The 16,561-nt window shown below is 40.4% G+C and carries 16 protein-coding genes, 1 tRNA gene, 2 rRNA genes and 2 pseudogenes (1 of these 21 only partly in view); 13 read left to right on the forward strand and 8 right to left on the reverse strand.

Annotation, left to right across the window (positions count from 1 at the left end; genetic code table 11):
- The 10 genes from AC0L7Q_RS16055 to AC0L7Q_RS16100 all read left to right on the forward strand — a co-directional run.
- Positions 1-861 (forward strand): 23S ribosomal RNA (locus AC0L7Q_RS16055); it begins 2,024 nt to the left of the window's first position.
- Between the two features lie 139 nt (positions 862-1,000).
- Positions 1,001-1,115 (forward strand): 5S ribosomal RNA (gene rrf / locus AC0L7Q_RS16060).
- A 357-nt stretch (positions 1,116-1,472) separates the two neighbouring features.
- A complete protein-coding gene (locus AC0L7Q_RS16065; protein WP_413401032.1) occupies positions 1,473-2,405 on the forward strand; it encodes a CHAD domain-containing protein in 933 nt (310 codons plus the stop codon).
- Between the two features lie 25 nt (positions 2,406-2,430).
- Positions 2,431-3,330: a DUF350 domain-containing protein gene (locus AC0L7Q_RS16070; protein WP_041709155.1), complete on the forward strand. Its 900-nt coding sequence runs from the start codon at positions 2,431-2,433 to the stop codon at positions 3,328-3,330.
- Positions 3,331-3,334: 4 nt separating this feature from the next.
- Positions 3,335-5,056: a polyamine aminopropyltransferase gene (locus AC0L7Q_RS16075; RefSeq protein WP_413401033.1), complete on the forward strand. Its 1,722-nt coding sequence runs from the start codon at positions 3,335-3,337 to the stop codon at positions 5,054-5,056.
- A gap of 80 nt (positions 5,057-5,136) precedes the next feature.
- Positions 5,137-5,550: a YjfI family protein gene (locus AC0L7Q_RS16080; protein ID WP_008113284.1), complete on the forward strand. Its 414-nt coding sequence runs from the start codon at positions 5,137-5,139 to the stop codon at positions 5,548-5,550.
- A gap of 89 nt (positions 5,551-5,639) precedes the next feature.
- A complete protein-coding gene (locus tag AC0L7Q_RS16085) occupies positions 5,640-6,332 on the forward strand; it encodes a PspA/IM30 family protein (RefSeq protein ID WP_055013441.1) in 693 nt (230 codons plus the stop codon).
- A gap of 71 nt (positions 6,333-6,403) precedes the next feature.
- Positions 6,404-7,042 carry a DUF4178 domain-containing protein gene (locus tag AC0L7Q_RS16090; RefSeq protein ID WP_413401034.1) on the forward strand — a complete coding sequence of 213 codons (639 nt, stop codon included), beginning with the start codon at positions 6,404-6,406 and terminating at the stop codon, positions 7,040-7,042.
- Positions 7,039-7,359, forward strand: coding sequence for a hypothetical protein (locus AC0L7Q_RS16095; protein ID WP_010392540.1), 321 nt, complete (start codon positions 7,039-7,041; stop codon positions 7,357-7,359). The genes AC0L7Q_RS16090 and AC0L7Q_RS16095 overlap by 4 nt, the downstream gene beginning before the upstream one ends.
- 63 nt (positions 7,360-7,422) lie before the next feature.
- Entirely contained in the window at positions 7,423-7,608 is a 186-nt protein-coding gene (locus AC0L7Q_RS16100) for a hypothetical protein (protein WP_021033113.1), read from the forward strand.
- A 15-nt stretch (positions 7,609-7,623) separates the two neighbouring features.
- Here the strand turns inward: AC0L7Q_RS16100 and AC0L7Q_RS16105 are convergent, their stop codons facing one another.
- From AC0L7Q_RS16105 to AC0L7Q_RS16120, 4 genes and pseudogenes are all read right to left on the reverse strand, one after another.
- The gene (locus AC0L7Q_RS16105) at positions 7,624-8,025 is read right to left on the reverse strand and encodes a hypothetical protein (protein WP_010392543.1); all 402 of its coding nucleotides are present in this window, start codon (positions 8,023-8,025) and stop codon (positions 7,624-7,626) included.
- A gap of 10 nt (positions 8,026-8,035) precedes the next feature.
- Entirely contained in the window at positions 8,036-8,593 is a 558-nt protein-coding gene (locus tag AC0L7Q_RS16110) for a hypothetical protein (protein ID WP_413401035.1), read from the reverse strand.
- A gap of 69 nt (positions 8,594-8,662) precedes the next feature.
- A pseudogene (locus AC0L7Q_RS16115) lies at positions 8,663-10,041 on the reverse strand (class II fumarate hydratase).
- Between the two features lie 216 nt (positions 10,042-10,257).
- Positions 10,258-10,443, reverse strand: coding sequence for a hypothetical protein (locus tag AC0L7Q_RS16120; RefSeq protein WP_008113269.1), 186 nt, complete (start codon positions 10,441-10,443; stop codon positions 10,258-10,260).
- 193 nt (positions 10,444-10,636) lie between these two features.
- On the opposite strand from AC0L7Q_RS16120, the gene AC0L7Q_RS16125 reads away from it, so the two are divergent.
- Entirely contained in the window at positions 10,637-11,227 is a 591-nt protein-coding gene (locus tag AC0L7Q_RS16125; RefSeq protein WP_409424294.1) for a DUF938 domain-containing protein, read from the forward strand.
- Here the strand turns inward: AC0L7Q_RS16125 and AC0L7Q_RS16130 are convergent.
- Entirely contained in the window at positions 11,204-12,343 is a 1,140-nt protein-coding gene (locus AC0L7Q_RS16130) for a GNAT family N-acetyltransferase (RefSeq protein ID WP_413401037.1), read from the reverse strand. The genes AC0L7Q_RS16125 and AC0L7Q_RS16130 overlap by 24 nt on opposite strands.
- A 381-nt stretch (positions 12,344-12,724) precedes the next feature.
- Complete coding sequence (locus tag AC0L7Q_RS16135; RefSeq protein ID WP_409424296.1) at positions 12,725-13,180, reverse strand: Lrp/AsnC family transcriptional regulator; 456 nt, start codon at positions 13,178-13,180, stop codon at positions 12,725-12,727.
- Positions 13,181-13,316: 136 nt separating this feature from the next.
- Between AC0L7Q_RS16135 and AC0L7Q_RS16140 the strand changes: the two genes are divergently transcribed.
- Complete coding sequence (locus AC0L7Q_RS16140; RefSeq protein ID WP_413401038.1) at positions 13,317-14,486, forward strand: PrnB family protein; 1,170 nt, start codon at positions 13,317-13,319, stop codon at positions 14,484-14,486.
- 1 nt (position 14,487) lies between these two features.
- Positions 14,488-15,611: pseudogene (locus tag AC0L7Q_RS16145) on the forward strand (aminotransferase class V-fold PLP-dependent enzyme).
- Here AC0L7Q_RS16145 and AC0L7Q_RS16150 read toward each other — a convergent pair.
- Together AC0L7Q_RS16150 and AC0L7Q_RS16155 are read right to left on the reverse strand one after the other, a co-directional pair.
- On the reverse strand, positions 15,595-16,083 hold the full coding sequence (locus tag AC0L7Q_RS16150; RefSeq protein WP_409424298.1) for an RNA-binding protein: 489 nt from the start codon (positions 16,081-16,083) through the stop codon (positions 15,595-15,597). The pseudogene AC0L7Q_RS16145 and the gene AC0L7Q_RS16150 sit on opposite strands and share 17 nt — an antisense overlap.
- Positions 16,084-16,439: 356 nt before the next feature.
- Positions 16,440-16,532 (reverse strand) — tRNA-Ser (locus AC0L7Q_RS16155).
- Positions 16,533-16,561: the final 29 nt, after the last annotated feature.

A 16,561-nucleotide genomic window follows, 5' to 3' on the forward strand; every position in this document is an offset into this window, starting at 1 on the left:
CGCGGCTAGACGGAAAGACCCCGTGAACCTTTACTACAGCTTGGCACTGAACATTGAACCTACATGTGTAGGATAGGTGGGAGACTTAGAAGCAGAGACGCTAGTTTTTGTGGAGTCGTCCTTGAAATACCACCCTTGTAGTTTTGATGTTCTAACGTTGGCCCCTGAATCGGGGTTACGGACAGTGCCTGGTGGGTAGTTTGACTGGGGCGGTCTCCTCCCAAAGAGTAACGGAGGAGCACGAAGGTTGGCTAAGTACGGTCGGACATCGTACGGTTAGTGTAATGGTAGAAGCCAGCTTAACTGCGAGACAGACACGTCGAGCAGGTACGAAAGTAGGTCATAGTGATCCGGTGGTTCTGAATGGAAGGGCCATCGCTCAACGGATAAAAGGTACTCCGGGGATAACAGGCTGATACCGCCCAAGAGTTCATATCGACGGCGGTGTTTGGCACCTCGATGTCGGCTCATCACATCCTGGGGCTGAAGTCGGTCCCAAGGGTATGGCTGTTCGCCATTTAAAGTGGTACGCGAGCTGGGTTTAGAACGTCGTGAGACAGTTCGGTCCCTATCTGCCGTGGGCGTTTGAGAATTGAGAGGGGTTGCTCCTAGTACGAGAGGACCGGAGTGAACGAACCGCTGGTGTTCGGGTTGTCATGCCAATGGCATTGCCCGGTAGCTACGTTCGGAACTGATAAGCGCTGAAAGCATCTAAGCGCGAAGCAGGCCTCGAGATGAGTTCTCACTAGACTTTTAAAGTCTCTGAAGGGCCGTTGAAGACTACAACGTTGATAGGCAAGATGTGGAAGTGGTGTGAGCCATTAAGCTAACTTGTACTAATTACCCGTGAGGCTTAACCATACAACGCCAAACGCGTTTTATGTGATAGTGAAACAAGCGAAGAAGTTAATATAACTAAAGTAGATTTACGATACTCTTTTATTATCAGAATTCCAAATTTTAGTTAGTGCGTAGTAATACGGACTGACAACCAAATTTGCTTGGTGACAATAGCGTTTTGGACCCACCTGACCCCATGCCGAACTCAGTAGTGAAACGAAACAGCGCCGATGATAGTGTAGCATTTGTTATGTGAAAGTAGGTCATTACCAGGCTCCAAATACAAGAAAGCCCGATTCGAAAGAGTCGGGCTTTTTTACGTCTGGAATAAAGTAAAAAGAAGGTTCGAGCTGAAAGGTATTAGGTTAAAGGAAGAGAATTGATCAGAGCCGACCCTAAGGCATTCTACTGCGTCATCACAACGAAGTAGCGCACCCACTCCAAATATAGTCAGTATACAGCCCTCAGTTTTGAAGTATTACCATCAGCACTCCGTCTTTACTGATCTTAGTTATTCTCCTTGCATCTTTAAACTAGTCCCTAAATTATCATCTTGTTGCAATTTCATTGTTGGTTTAATAACTGTCCTGTGTAAAACTATCTAGGATAATTTAGTAAATCAGGTGACATGAATGTCGAATTTAAAAGCTTGGAAACTTCTCAGCCTGTTTTGTTTGTTTACAGCACTGATTGGTTGTCAATCTAAAGAAGAACAGCTACAACAAACAATTCAAGAGTCCATTAAAAAGGCCGATATCGAGCTTACTCAGCTTGGTAAAGCACTTGATAATGGTAGTATACGTAATGCGATTATTCTTAAAGAATACAGTCGTATCCTTAAACAACGGCAGCCTGAACTCAGTAAGGTTGTTGATGTAGTTAGCCTTGATGCCACACGCCAAGGAGCCCTTTATAGTGGCTTAACCCAACGTCTTGATGATATTAAGGGTAATTACTTAATTCCTCCTTACGAAGACACTTTATACAATATTGATTTATTGCGTGAGGCGGCCAAGCCAACGTTATTTTCTGATGCCTTAACCGATCCTATTAATATGCTTGCGGATATGTCGAATGGCTCTTTGGCACGAGTTGGCGCTATAAGCCAAAAAGCTGAAGGCCAAGGAGTTGGTAACCAAATGGTAGGTAATCCTAACTATGGTAATTGGCAAACGAATAGTAGCGGTATTAGTTTTTGGCAATGGTACGGCATGTACCGTATTTTGGGTGATGTATTTGACCGAGTTGAATACGGAAGTTGGAGTAAACGCCGCAAGTATAGTTACTACAATGACTATGGTCGTACTCGTTACTCAAGCCCTAAACAAATAAAAACCCAAAGTGCATTAGAAACACGTACACGACAATCTTACCAACGCCAAGGCAAGCAGTTCACTAGTCCTTATGCGAGTAAAAAAACAGGTGCATCAGGTTTGAGTCGCAGCAGTTATACGCCGCCTAAAAGTCGCAGCAGTTACTCAAGAGCGAGTAGTTATAGCAATAATTCAGGATCGGTTCGTAATAGCAGCAGCAGAACCTCGCGCGGCGTAAGTCGTGGTAAGTAAAGAATAACGTTGGAGTTAGAATAATATGTATGAATTTAATGGAATAACTATGTGGTCTTTGCAAGCACTGTCAGTAGACTTTGCAATTATCATCTTACTGTTTGTCAGCCTAAAGTATATTAAAGGTTGGGTGTCTAATTTACATGCTAATGATGAAATTACCGAGAGAGATAACTTTGCATTCGGAATAAGCTTTGCCGCTGGCTTAGTTGCCCTTGCGATTGTATTAACGGGTGTAAGTAGTGGTGCTTTTGCTGCTACGTTACAAAAAGAAGCTCTGTTAATGCTTGGCTATGGTGCATTAGCAATTTTGCTTATAAAGCTGGGTCACTTTTTTCAAGATAAAGTGGCATTGCGTAAAGTAAGCTTACATAACGAAATAGTCAAAGGTAACGTTACTGCGTCAATTATTGATTTTGGCCATGTAGTTAGTGTTGCGGTGGTTATTCGCTCTGCACTATTGTGGGTTGCTACCGAAGGCTGGCATGGCATTCCTATTGTGATTGCCGCTTTTGTAATTGGTAGTGTGGTGTTGCTTTTAGTAAGCCAATACCGAGTGCAGTTATTTAAACGCACCAATAAAAGCGGTGATTGCCTACAACAAGCCATTGTTGATGGTAATTTAGCAGTAGGTGTTCGTTATGCAGGCTTTTTAATTGGTAGTGCATTAGCCATTACTGCTGCAACAGGTATTGCTCCTTATGCTGCCGATAATATTAACGCGAGTTTACTTTACTGGGCGCTAAGTGCCGTTGTTAGTTTGGTTGCTTTCATTTTACTGCACTTACTGACGATTAAAATCATTCTTGCTGGGTGTAATATTTCAGATGAAGTGAATCGTCAAAAGAATGTGGGTGTTGCCGCTATTTCTGCAGCTGTGTCATTTGCTGTCGGGATCACTATGGCCACACTACTGGGTGCATAATCACGTGTCATCAACTCAAGCTTCCCCAAGTAAATTTAATTTACTTGGGCATGATATTTTACTGATCACAGTTATGGCCGTACTCGCAGGGTGCGGCCTTATTTATGAATATTTACTATCTCATTACGCTGGCCGAGTACTTGGTTCAGTTGAGAGTGCAATTTACGCCATGATAGGCACTATGATTGTAGCTATGGGGATGGGGGCATTTTTAGCGCGTTGGTTTAAAGATGCCTTTACCGCATTTGCTTGGCTAGAAAGCATTATTGCGCTCATAGGTATGGGCTGTATATTAGCCATTGCCAGTATTATTGCTGTAAGCTATTCACTCCCTCATTTATTCTCAAGTATTTTTAATATTCCCCCTGATGTTATTCTTAATGGTTATGTGTTTCAAAAGCTGCAAGAGTGGTCGCGCTTTTTACCTTATGTATTTGGCTTAATATTAGGGTTATTTATTGGTATGGAAATACCGCTTATTGCGCGTATTCGCCAGCATGTTTATGGACGTTTTTTAGAAAATAACGCCGGCACTATATATGGGGCTGACTATATTGGCGCTGGTATTGGCGCGGCAATTTGGGTGAGTATTATGCTCGCGATGCCAATAATGCAAGCCGCCGCTTGGACAGCGCTATTTAACATTATTGCCGGCCTTGCCTTTTTATGGCGTTACCATAGCTATGTACGCTTTGCTAAGTTGCTATTGGTTTGCCATATATTACTGCTGGTGTTATTCGCTTTTATTTTGCAGTTTGGTAGTAGCTGGATGGATAACCTAAGTAACGTACTATACAAAGATAAAGTTATTTATTCCCAAGCAACGAAATACCAGCATGTGGTGTTAACCGAACGCTTAAGTAAAAATCAGCCACAGCCAATCACCGATCTATACTTAAATGGTCGTTTGCAGTTCTCTAGTGTAGATGAGCAAATATATCACTCAATGCTGGTTTATCCTGCAATGCTCGCATCTAATCGCCATGACCGTGTTTTGATTATTGGCGGCGGCGACGGGTTAGCCATGCGAGATGTATTAAAGTGGCCGGTTGAGGAAGTGACCTTAATTGATCTAGATGGACAGCTACTTAATTTATTTGGTCATAAAGATAACCAATACACACCGCCTGAAGATATTAAACAGCGACTAGTGGCACTCAATAATGAATCGATGCATGACCCGCGAGCAAATATTATTGTGGGCGATGCATTTTTAGAAGTTGAAAGGCTGCTGGATCAGGCTAAGCAGTTCGATACTATATTAATTGATTTACCTGACCCTAATCACCCCGATCTGAATAAGATGTACAGCGATTATTTTTATAATCATGTACGTCAATTGTTGGCACCTGATGGTGCTATGGCGGTACAGTCAACCTCGCCTTATCATGCAAAAAAGGCATTTTTAAGTATTGCTAAAACGGTGAAAGCCGCAGGTTTTGATTATGTAGAGCAATATCAGCAAAACATTCCTTCGTTTGGTCAGTGGGGGTGGACTATTGCTACTAAAATGGGGCAAGCACCAAGTGCACGTATTAGCAATATAACGGATATGCCAGTGCCATCTCGGTGGATTAGTAAAAAATATTTATTAGCCAGTTTTGCATTTCCTAATAACTATTTTGAACAAGTTAACGATATTGAAGTCAATAGGTTAGGTTCTGGTCGTTTATATGATTATTACCGGGCTGCTTGGCAAATAGAAAGTGAATTGTATAAAAATTAATAAAACATGGTTGACATAATATGTCGGCCATGCGAATCTTAACTCAGACATAATATGTCAAACGACAAAAAGGCAGAGACATGGAATTAAATGAACTTTCAATAAAATTAGCGTCTTTTGAAACTGAGGGTGCTAACTTTGAGTCTTTCTTGATTGCCAATCCAGGTGAGCAAGATGTTTTACAAGTCATTGTTGATGGAAACGATGAGCTTCCAATTTTTGTTACCCAAACACAAGAGCAACTATTATGTATTAGCTACTTGTTTGGTGAAGACGAAGTAAAAAGCGAGTTACGCGACGAGTTAAACGAAACACTACTGCGTTTAAACGTGCCAATTCCGCTAAGTGCATTTGCCAAAATTGATAATAAATATGCGATTTTTGGTGCACTTTCGGTAAATTCATCATTAGATGACGTTACCCACGAACTAGTCACGTTAGCAGATAACGCAATTGATGCACTAGAAGCCGTGACCTTGTATTTAAACGATTAGGATACCCGCATAGGTAAGTGCTGATTGCTAATAGTATATGGCTCTCGCTTTACCTAATAGGATATAAACAAGTTTTTGGAGTTAAGATTATGAGTATTTTAAAAAAATTATTTACAGCGGTACGTGGTGGCGCGCGTGAAGCGGGCGAAGCAATTGTTGATGCGAATGGTATTCGTATTTTTGAACAAGAAATTGCCGATGCACAAAATGCACTGAATCGTGCTAAAAAAAGCCTGACAGAAGTAATGGCTAAAGAGATGCAAACTAAGCGTAAAATTAGCGCAGTAGATGCATCAATTGCTGAGCACGAAGCGTATGCAGGTCAAGCCCTTGAAAAAGGGAATGAAGCATTAGCATTAGAAATTGCAGAAAAAATAGGTGACTTTGAAGCTGAGAAAGCCGAACACGAGCAAGTATTAGCGGGCTTTACTAATCACATAGTGACATTGAAGCAGCAAGTTAAAGATGCTGAAAAATCAATTAAAGAAAACCAGCGTCAGCTTACTATGGTTAAAACCACAGAAAGCGTGCAACAAGCGACAATGGCTGTAAATAGCACGCTTAATACTAATAGCTCGTCGATGACATCAGCTCGTCAGTCGCTTGAGCGCATTAAGCAACGCCAACAAGACCGTACTGATCAATTAGGTGCTGCAAAGTCTCTAGAAGCAGATGTTAATGGCGATGATTTAAAAGCTAAAATGGCTGAAGCGGGTATTGGTGATACCAATCCAAAAAGTGCTGATATTTTAGCGCGCATTAAAGCGAAGCAAAATAGCTAACATTCAAAACCATATTAAAAAGGTAACCGAGTTTTGCTCCGTTACCTTTTTTGCTTACAGAGGCACCTTATATGTTTAATTTTTTCAAATCTAAAAAAAAGCCAGAACGTCAGCTTAGTCACGCGAGTGACCTTAAAAAAGGTGACATGTTTACAGTAATTGATTCGTTTGCTTATCCTGCATGGCTCAAAGGCCAAACACTTCGCGTTATTGATGTGCAAACGTATCAGTACCAACATAGTAGTGATACTGAATTCGTACTTGAAACTAACACAGGCCAAGTGGTGTTTTTACAAATAGAACAAAACGATGGTGAGCAGTGGGCTAATTTCTCAATAAAGATTCAGCGTGATGATGTTGATGAAGTATTTGGTTTGGATGAGTTTTCACGTATTTTTGATGAAGAGTCGTTAACGCATATTACAGTTAAAAATACGCCTGAGCGTTTTATGCAGTTTTTAGCTGGAAGTTATCAACAAAGCGAATCACCTTATGTATGTTATTTTCATAATAAAGATTTTCGTGGCCAAGCGCTACCTCGCTATGAGCAAGACGGTGGTGAACCCTGTGAAATGATTTGTTTGGCGTCACCCGATGAAGGGCATAGCGTTAATATCGAAATTTGGGAGGGAGGTGAAACAGAAGTATCACTGACATTAACTCGCCCAATTAGCGATATTGTTGATTTGTTTCCTGGAGATGCCCAGTGAGTGATGCTAAAGACAAGTGGTTGCGCCAAGAGCAAGCTGTGCGCGCCACGCAAATGGCCTTTGATTTGAGTAGTGAGGTACAAAAGTCGATAAAAAAACAAGCCATCGATCAAGAACTCACTCCCTCAGACATGATCCGTAAAATTTTAGGTCTTGATGTAAAGTCTAAAAAAACACGGCAGCGTTTATCGTTTAATTTAAATGATGATGAAATAGCGCAATTGGCTAGTCGGTTTGAAGTTGCAGTAGATGATAAAAGAGCGGTAAAGCAACAGGTCGCAGATCTACTCATTGAGCATACAAAAAAGACTAAGTAACCCTTTTGCCTTCTTTATATAAAATACTTACACTGAGGTTATTATTTCTAAAGAAGTGCAGCTGTGAATATTATATTGATTGCCTACTTACTTATGTTTGCGTTATTTGGCACAGCGGCAAGCTACTTTGTGCGTTTTATATATGCTTATTGGGTACAAAAGAACATGCCTTTGGAATACATTTTTAAGGCTGGTGTATGTATTTTCATGGTAGTGGTTATTTCGGTGTTAATACCACTATTAAATTAACACCGAAACGAACTGCTACTGGTAATTAACGGTTTTACATTGGTTATCAATACATAAAGAGTGAACTTCTAGCACTGGTGAACAGTCATCGAACTCAAGCGCAGTGTTATTTTTTTGTTCTTGCTGAGTGATTTTTTGTGCTAATTGCTCGGCATGCTTTTGAGAATTATTTAATGTTGAATACACAACATACTTACTCGGCCCCCCACAGACACGCGAGCCAACACCTAACACCTTACATTGATAACTGGCTGTGCAACTTTTATTACTTGTAAGCTCATTAAGCTGAGTATTTAAAACAGATTCACTCGCGTTTTGAGCTGTGCTTGGTGTTAGTGCGCTACTGCAACCGCTAAGCAGCATAGTCATGACAACACTGGCAGCTGATAGTTTAATTACGGATGACAAACAACTCATAATCTAATCCTTAAAATACACTTACCGCAGAGCCTTCAAGTTTAACACATTTATTTTCAACGCACTGGGTACTAGGCGCAGTTAAATGTTGGCAAATACTCATCATGCCTTTTTGCGCATTATAAGTACTTTCCAATTGAGTAATGGTATCGCTTAGGGCTGAAACCTGCTTTTGGGGTGCGCTTTGCGTAGAGTACACAATATAATCGCTCGGTCCACCACATGCTCGGCTACCAACAGCATTTACTTTACACTGTGAACTCGTTGAACACTGTTTATCTGCAATTAAGTTGTTAAGCTTATTTTTTGCCGTTTTAATATCATCAAGCGATACTTCTTTTACAGCATCAGCTGGTAACGGCTGTGCAATTTTATTTTGCTTATTCGCTTGTGGTAATTTTTGTTGCGGTATCGGCGTAGACGTATTTTCTACCGCATTGGCTTTAGTTTCCTCAGTGTTAGTTGAGGTTGTTTCCAAGCAAGCCGTTAAGCAAAGCGGTAGCAGTAGAGCGAGTAATGGAGTACGCATAATCGTTCCTGATAGTGATGAATTATTCATCACTATCATACACGGTGCATTCATTACAGCAATAAAAACTCTACTATCAACATATTAAAGAGGTGATAAGGAGAATTTTTACGTCAAGCCGCCTTGCGTTAATTTAGCTGGATTGAGTAATGCCTCTAATTCTGATCGAGAAAGGTCGGTTTCTTGCTCGGCGATATCAATAATTGGCTGTGCTTGCTGATAAGCTTGCTTGGCAATTTTTGCTGCTTTTTCGTAGCCAATAACAGGGTTTAGCGCGGTCACTAAAATCGGGTTTTTAGTTAATGCTTTATCAATCTGAGTTTGATTAACTTTAAAGCTAGCAATGGCTTTACCTGCCAAGGCTTGCGCACTATTAGCGAGTATCTCGGTACTTTGCAAAATATTGTAAGCGATTACCGGCAGCATTACGTTAAGCTCAAAGTTGCCAGCTTGGCCTGCAACCGTAATGGTCGCGTCGTTACCAATCACTTGAGCGCTAACCATTGCAGCGGCTTCTGGGATCACCGGATTCACTTTGCCAGGCATAATGGATGAACCAGGCTGTAATGCTTCAAGTTCAATTTCTGAAAGTCCCGCAAGCGGGCCTGAATTCATCCAACGCAAATCGTTGACTATTTTCATTTGCGCAACGGCATAGACTTTTAGTTGCCCGGATAAAGCAACAATGGCGTCTTGTGAGCCAATATTATAAAAGAAGTTATCACTCGGGGTAAATTGTATTCCCACCTTTTCAGTTAGCTGTGTAGCAAATAGAGCGGCAAATTGTGGATCGGCATTAATACCTGTACCTACCGCTGTGCCACCCTGCGCTAGCTCACAGACACGTTTTAGCGCATGCTCAATACCGCTAGCTGAATGCTTTACCTGGGATTGCCATGCGCTGAGTGTTTGCTCAAAAGTTATTGGCATTGCATCCATTAAATGAGTGCGCCCAGTTTTAACTATGTGGCCGATGTCTGCTTTTTTTGCTCTAAGGCGTCTGCTAAATTTGCCAGTGCTGGCAGTAATTTTTTATCAACACTAATAGCACTACTTAAAGCAATCGCAGTGGGAATAACGTCATTAGAGCTTTGCCCCATATTCACATCGTCATTTGGGTGAATAGCTTGGTTAGCGTGTTTTGAGGCTAAGCTCGCAATGACCTCATTAGCATTCATATTTGAGCTAGTACCTGAGCCAGTTTGAAAAATATCAACAGGGAAATGCTCATAATGCTTACCATCAATAATTTCTTGGCAGGCGAGGTCGATCGCATTTGCTTTCGTTTTATCTAAATGGCCTAGTTTGAAATTGGCTATTGCAGCGGCTTGCTTAATATACGCTAAGGCAATAATAAATTGCTGCGGCATTGTGAGTCTGCTGATCGTAAAGTTATTAATGGCGCGTTGGGTCTGTGCTTTATAAAGTGCGTCAGCGGGCACGTTGAGTGTGCCCATGCTATCTGATTCTGTTCTAAAGTTACTCATTAGTACTCCTATAAAAGAGAATATATGACATTTAACTACGCTATATAAAAAGATATGGTGCTGTTATTACTATTTACAACGGTATAGCTAAAAAGTAGAGGGCGTCAAGGCAAGTTAACAAGTGGGATTAAAACTAAAAAGTCGACTTAAACTGATTTTAAGTCGACTTAAATAATGTATTTATATAAACAGCCGGTTACAAGGCTAAACAGAATTTTAATTGTAGCCAAGAATAAATATTTGGTCTGTTTCATGTTTGTTTTGTGCCTTTTGAGTATTTTTTACATGAGAAAGTAAGTCGATAACCGTTGCTCTACAATCTGTTTCATAACTCGTTTTATCTAGGCTTTTGTCTGTAACTGCCATTGCAGCATCTACTGCGGTGTAAGGTGAAATATACATAATGTTATCCTTTTGTAGTTTAGTACTCATTAAGTGAGTAATTTAATAAAAGCATATAGCGTACCAGCTCGGTAAATATAATTTAACGTATTGAAATTAAGGTTATTTTATTATTTTGGTTAATTTACTCACGACAGAATAGCTGAAATTTGTTTTACTATTGTTCATTCATTTGCAATTTAGGTGCACCAGCATGAGCAAACCGTTTTCACAAGCCTGCGAAAATAATAAAAATCATATACTTAAGGCTTTGCAGCCTGCATTGCAAAATGCAGCATCAGTACTTGAGATAGGCTCGGGGACGGGTCAGCATAGCGTTTTCTTTGCCAAAAAATTGCCACATTTACAATGGTATACCAGTGACCGAGAGGTTAATCATCAAGGAATAAAGTTATGGCATGATGAGGTGCAACTGGCAAATTTGCATCTGCCCTTATTACTAGACCTTAACGATCCTTGGCCAGTGAACAAAGTGGATGCGATATATACTGCCAATACTTTTCACATAGTGAGCTGGAAGTTAATTACGCGTTTTTTTGCTGGAGTAAATCAGCACTTAAACCAGCAAGGGGTGGTGTGTGTATATGGCCCTTTCAAATATAAAGGGGAGTTTACCAGCCCCAGTAATGATGAGTTTAATAGTTTATTGCAAAGTCGCGATCCGCTTAGTGGTATTCGTGATTTCGAAGCGGTTGAGCAACTTGCAGTGAAATCAGGGCTTAAGTTACTCAGCGATACGGCGATGCCTGCAAATAATCAGTTACTCATTTTTAAACGGCAATAAAGTGCTACATTGTTGTTTGTAAATTTCGATATGTTGGCATTCGCGTTCTAAGTAATCTGCAATGGCATTATTAAAATCGGGGTGAACAATGTGATGGGCAGAGTAAGTGATTATCGGTTGAAAACCACGAGTGATTTTATGCTCTCCTTGTGCCCCAGCATTAAAGCACTGAATGTTATGCTTAATAGCATAGTCAATTCCTTGGTAATAACACAGCTCAAAGTGAAGCGAATCTACCTCTTCACTGGCGCCCCAATAACGGCCGTAAAGGGTATTTTCACCAATTAAGCTTAAGGTGGCGGCAATTACTTGCTGGTCTCTTTTGGCTAGCATAATGAGCAATTTGTCAGCCATTAAAGCGTGTAGCAAGCTAAAAAATTCACTGTTTAAGTAGCCTAAATGACCCGATCGTTTTAAATAAGTGCGTTGATAAAACTCACAAAAAAGATGCATTGTGGCAGCAGTAATTTGTTCACCTTTAAGCCATTCAATACTGATATTTTGCTCTGTGATTTTAGCGCGCTCTTTTTTTACCGCTTTACGCTTACGGGCATTAAAGGTTTTTAAAAAATCGTCAAAATCTTTAAAGTTATTATTAAACCATTGAAACTGCACGCCGGTTCTTCGCATCGCACCGGTATCATCAAGGTGGCTGGCTTGTGCTTTATCGCAAAAGTTTACATGCCAGCCTGACCATCCCTGTTCTGCACAGTGGCTTTTAAGCTGCTCTGTTATGTACTCATATACTAGTTTTGGATTGCTATGCATAATACGTATTCTTTGTCCCTCAATCGGGCTAAAGGGAATACCGCACAGCCATTTAGGGTAATAATCTAAGCCATTTTTTTCATAAGCTTCTGCCCATGCCCAGTCAAATACATATTCACCGTAGGAGTGCGCTTTTAAGTAGCCAGGTGCAAGCGCAATGAGTTTATCACCTTCATAAACGGCTAAGTGATGAGGCTGCCAACCTGTTTTTGCGCTTACACATTGGCTTTGCTCAAGTGCGTATAAAAAAGTGTGTTGAGTAAAAGGATCATCGCCAAAAAAATGATGCCATTGTGTTGCGTCAATCTGGTTGATGCTATTAAACCATTGGTGAGAAAAGTGGCTCATAATAATAGCCTTATCTTGGTACTGCGAGCATAAGTACATAAGGAAAAAGAGGTGCTTAAGTTATAGCGCGTGATTATTATTAAGTTATTGATAAATTTTATATGTGGGTATGTGTTCATTTAACATAGCAATATACGCAAAGACATTCTGAGAGCTTATCGAGTTATAGAGGTTTTGCAAGATGTTGATTAAATATAATACTTTCAAATTAGCGTTGTTCTTAGGTTTGATTTTGATGGCAAAAGAAATACTGAGTCATCTTTATTTAGACTTGAGCTGCTAAGATTAGTTTATAAAAAGGTGTAATCAAAAAGCTTATACTAAAGCTAATTATTACCTAATTAACTTCGAAAATAAACGGTCCTAACCTAGGCGTATATTTTAAAGTGGTAGCTGTTTTTTACTGAATGATTGCTTTAATACAACGGTTGATTCTATGTTGGCGATACAGCTTAAGCTTCCTAGTTGGTGCTTTACAAACTGCTCATAACTTTCTAAATCCTGAGAGATAATTTTTAATAAATAGTCGTGGCTGCCTGAGATCACAGAACACTCAAGTACATGCGGTAGCTTTTTTACATGTTGTTCAAATTGTTGTGCGGCACTCACTGAGTTTTGGCACAGTCGCACGAAAGCATAAACCAGTACATTAAGGTTGAGTGACTTAGGGTTAATAGCAGCGTGATAACCAATAATAACCTGTTCTTGCTCAAGCTTTTTAATGCGCCTTAGAGTAGGAGTATCCGAGAGATTTATAGTATTGGCTAATTCTGATACCGACATTCGAGCTTGAGATTGCAAGGCAACGAGTAGCTGCTGGTCTTTATTATCTAACATATTTGTAGAATCTTATTAATTATCTATCTAATAATAGTGATTATTGCTAACAATGACTGTTTTTACTATTTTTTTTAGCGCTTTAACCTCTGGGATCTTTGTTAGCATTAAAAAATAATAATAACAGGATATAGTCATGAGTTCTTACACAGCTAAATTTGATAATTGGATTAGGTCTGAGTTTGTTGCCCTAAACTCTCAATTAGAGGAGTTGTATTGGCAGCAAGCAGATAAGGCAAATGTTGAAGGGGTCGGGGATAACTTAAAGCAGACTTTGAAAGAGCAAGGTAATGCGCTGATCAGCGATTTATTAGTCGAAGGTAATACCGACGAAGGATTTGATAGCGCATTTGATTTACTTGGTAATGTAGGCTTGTTCATGGCGGCTTGTCGTAGACATGAAATTACAGAGCCAAGCAGAGAGAATAGTTCACCGCTGATAGAAGCATCGGCGCTTGCTATGCATATTGGTGCTTCTATTGGAGTAACTCCTCGTTTTGCCACCGCACATTTAACCACTCATAATAAAGCCATTAATGGCATCTATAAACGGTTTACAAATCTTGATGATGAAGCCCTTTTTTTAGATTACAACACCCAAGGTATTTTAGCGTATAAACGTGCGAGTGATGCTTTACTAAAAATATTGCCATTAGGCATTTCACATCCTGTCACGGCTGAACTACTTGAGGTGGTTAAAACGGCACTTATTGATGTAATAGCGTCGAATAATGCTTTGTATACTCAACTTGATACCGAGCGTTTTTTTAATTGTGTACGCCCATATTACAAGCCTTACCGGGTAGGTAAAGAAGTTTACCGTGGTGCAAATGCTGGAGATTTTGCCGGCATTAATGTTATTGATATGCTGTTAGGGCTTTGTAGTGCCAATGAGCCGAGTTACTCGCAAATGCTGGTGGATAAATTTTTATATATGATGCCAGAGGATCAACAAATATTGCGAGAAGCCATGCGTATGCAAAGCTTTATGGATGACTTCTTAAAAGCCGAACAATATAAACACACAGAGTGGTTTCAAAAGCACGGCAAACTATTTATACAAGTGTGTAAATTACATGGTGACACCGCTATCGGTCATCATAACCAACTGGTCGAAAAGTTTATTGCCCAACCGTCACAGCAAATGCAACAACAGCATATTGATAAAGTCACTGCCAGTGGACCGCCTTTGCCAGTATTACTCGATTCCTTAGCTAAATTAAGAGATAGACGTGCAGCAGCTAAGCGAGACGATATTAATACGCGCTTTGATGACTTAAATACCCTAAAGCAATGGATAAATTAATATGGCTAAAAATGACTTTTGTATGCCACAGGGTTGCTATTTATTAAGCCACTCTGTTGGTCGACCTTTAAAAAGTACTTTAGAAAATGCTACTGAGCATTTTTTTACTCCTTGGCAGGAAAGTGCCAAGGAGCCATGGCAGCAATGGCTACCAGCTATAGAAAAGTTTACGGGTGCTTTAGGGCAGCTATTTAATGCGCCAAGTGAGCAGTTTTGTCCTCAGGTTAATTTATCTAGCGGTTTAACTAAATTGCTTATGTCGCATCCCGTGTTTAATAAACCACACTGCACAGTATTAATGGCGCAGGCCGATTTTCCAAGTATGGGGTTTGTAATGCAAAAAACACTCCCTGCGTGTGCAACAATACGTTATATCCCCGAGCATGAAGATTTAAGTGACAGGCAGGTATGGCAGCGATATCTAACTCCAGAGATTGATGGTGTGTTTGTCAGCCATGTTTATTCTAATACGGGTGTACAAGCTCCTTTAAACGATATTGTGGCGCTTAGTAAAGTCACGAATACACTCTCAATAATTGATGTGGCGCAATCGGCAGGGGTTATCCCTGTCGATCTAACGGCGCTAAATGCCGATTTTATGATTGGCTCAAGTGTGAAGTGGTTATGCGGGGGGCCAGGTGCGGCCTATTTATGGGTAAATCCACAGCAAATAACGCAATGTGAACCAAAAGATGTTGGTTGGTTTTCACATCAAAATCCATTCGAGTTTGATATTACGCATTTTCAATATAACACTAAAACACTTAGGTTTTGGGGGGGACGCCTTCTATACTCCCTTATGTTATTGCTGCTAATAGCATTGAATATATTGCCCAGTTTGGTGTGGATAAAGTGAGAGCGCATAATTTAGCGTTGTTAACGTTACTTCAGCAGCAGCTGACTGCTTTTTTAGTATCGCCAAACGATAAAGATCAGTGCAGTGGTACCGCTATTCTAGATTTTGCAGAGCATCAACAAACCGTATTAGCGGCATTGGAGGCAGCAAACATAAGTGTGGATGTGCGCAAACTCGGTATTCGTATTTCACCGCACATATACAATACAGCGTCAGAGATCCAAACGTTTATTGCTACGGTGAAAAAGGCAGTTAAGGCTGCTGATTAAGCTGTTGTTTTTTTTGAGTGAGAGCCGCTATTTGTTGCTGTGCTTGTTTTATTTGCGGTTCAAATCTTTGTTTAAGTGCCGCAGTTTCTGTTGCAATTGCATCTGCAATCGAATTAGCGCCTAAACGATTTGCTTTATCTTGGGTCATGTACCCGACTTGTTGTTTTTTTTGTGTGTATTCTTGTTGGTATTGCTTTATTTTAAGCTCAAGCTGCACAATATCGCGCTCTATTTGTTGCACCTCTAGGTAGTCATCAACTGAGGTATCGATAACTAGGGCGTTTTCAGATTGCAATGCATTGGTTTGCATAATGTTGACGTTTTTAAGCGTGATCACTTTAGCGTCTTTAGCGCAAGGAGTTTGACTGAAAGTCGGCACCCCTTTAATGGTGCATTTAAAAACCGTCACTTCATTTGCCATGCTGACAGTGCAGGCACCTAAAAAACACAGTAGTAATATTAGCTTTGCCATGGTTAAACCTAAGCTGGTTTAAAGTACCGTTTATAATGCACTAAGTTGTAACACCATACAATTTGTTTAATTTAATAGCCTAAGTCAAGTATGCCTTCCAAAACGAACAATTCCATAGGTTGTTAAAATTTAGGCACAAAAAAACCACAATTAAGTGGCTTATATTCAGTAATGGTTGAGAGGGAGGGATAGACTTACTTACATCCATGTAACCAATCGCTACGCGACGCTTGCAGCGGCCGAAACTGTTCCAGACATTTTATCGAACCCTGTCGAGAGTTCTCACCCTCCCAATTAGCGGCAAAGCTTATTTTTGGGCACAAAAAAACCACAATTAAGTGGCTTATATTCAGTAATGGTGGAGAGGGAGGGATTCGAACCCTCGATAGAGCTACAAACTCTATACTCCCTTAGCAGGGGAGCTCCTTCGGCCACTCGGACACCTCTCCGACGCATTATTCTGCGTATTATTAATCGG

Source organism: Pseudoalteromonas sp. KJ63-1, assembly GCF_055808145.1.

What these genes read in the sequence shown, in the direction of transcription:
- AC0L7Q_RS16065 (WP_413401032.1), top strand. Translation starts at nt 1,473, where the DNA reads ATGTCGAATTTAAAAGCTTGGAAACTTCTCAGCCTGTTTTGTTTGTTT.
- AC0L7Q_RS16070 (WP_041709155.1), top strand. Translation starts at nt 2,431, where the DNA reads ATGTATGAATTTAATGGAATAACTATGTGGTCTTTGCAAGCACTGTCA.
- AC0L7Q_RS16080 (WP_008113284.1), top strand. Translation starts at nt 5,137, where the DNA reads ATGGAATTAAATGAACTTTCAATAAAATTAGCGTCTTTTGAAACTGAG.
- AC0L7Q_RS16085 (WP_055013441.1), top strand. Translation starts at nt 5,640, where the DNA reads ATGAGTATTTTAAAAAAATTATTTACAGCGGTACGTGGTGGCGCGCGT.
- AC0L7Q_RS16090 (WP_413401034.1), top strand. Translation starts at nt 6,404, where the DNA reads ATGTTTAATTTTTTCAAATCTAAAAAAAAGCCAGAACGTCAGCTTAGT.
- AC0L7Q_RS16105 (WP_010392543.1), bottom strand. Translation starts at nt 8,025, where the DNA reads ATGAGTTGTTTGTCATCCGTAATTAAACTATCAGCTGCCAGTGTTGTC.
- AC0L7Q_RS16110 (WP_413401035.1), bottom strand. Translation starts at nt 8,593, where the DNA reads ATGATAGTGATGAATAATTCATCACTATCAGGAACGATTATGCGTACT.
- AC0L7Q_RS16120 (WP_008113269.1), bottom strand. Translation starts at nt 10,443, where the DNA reads ATGTATATTTCACCTTACACCGCAGTAGATGCTGCAATGGCAGTTACA.
- AC0L7Q_RS16125 (WP_409424294.1), top strand. Translation starts at nt 10,637, where the DNA reads ATGAGCAAACCGTTTTCACAAGCCTGCGAAAATAATAAAAATCATATA.
- AC0L7Q_RS16130 (WP_413401037.1), bottom strand. Translation starts at nt 12,343, where the DNA reads ATGAGCCACTTTTCTCACCAATGGTTTAATAGCATCAACCAGATTGAC.
- AC0L7Q_RS16135 (WP_409424296.1), bottom strand. Translation starts at nt 13,180, where the DNA reads ATGTTAGATAATAAAGACCAGCAGCTACTCGTTGCCTTGCAATCTCAA.
- AC0L7Q_RS16140 (WP_413401038.1), top strand. Translation starts at nt 13,317, where the DNA reads ATGAGTTCTTACACAGCTAAATTTGATAATTGGATTAGGTCTGAGTTT.
- AC0L7Q_RS16150 (WP_409424298.1), bottom strand. Translation starts at nt 16,083, where the DNA reads ATGGCAAAGCTAATATTACTACTGTGTTTTTTAGGTGCCTGCACTGTC.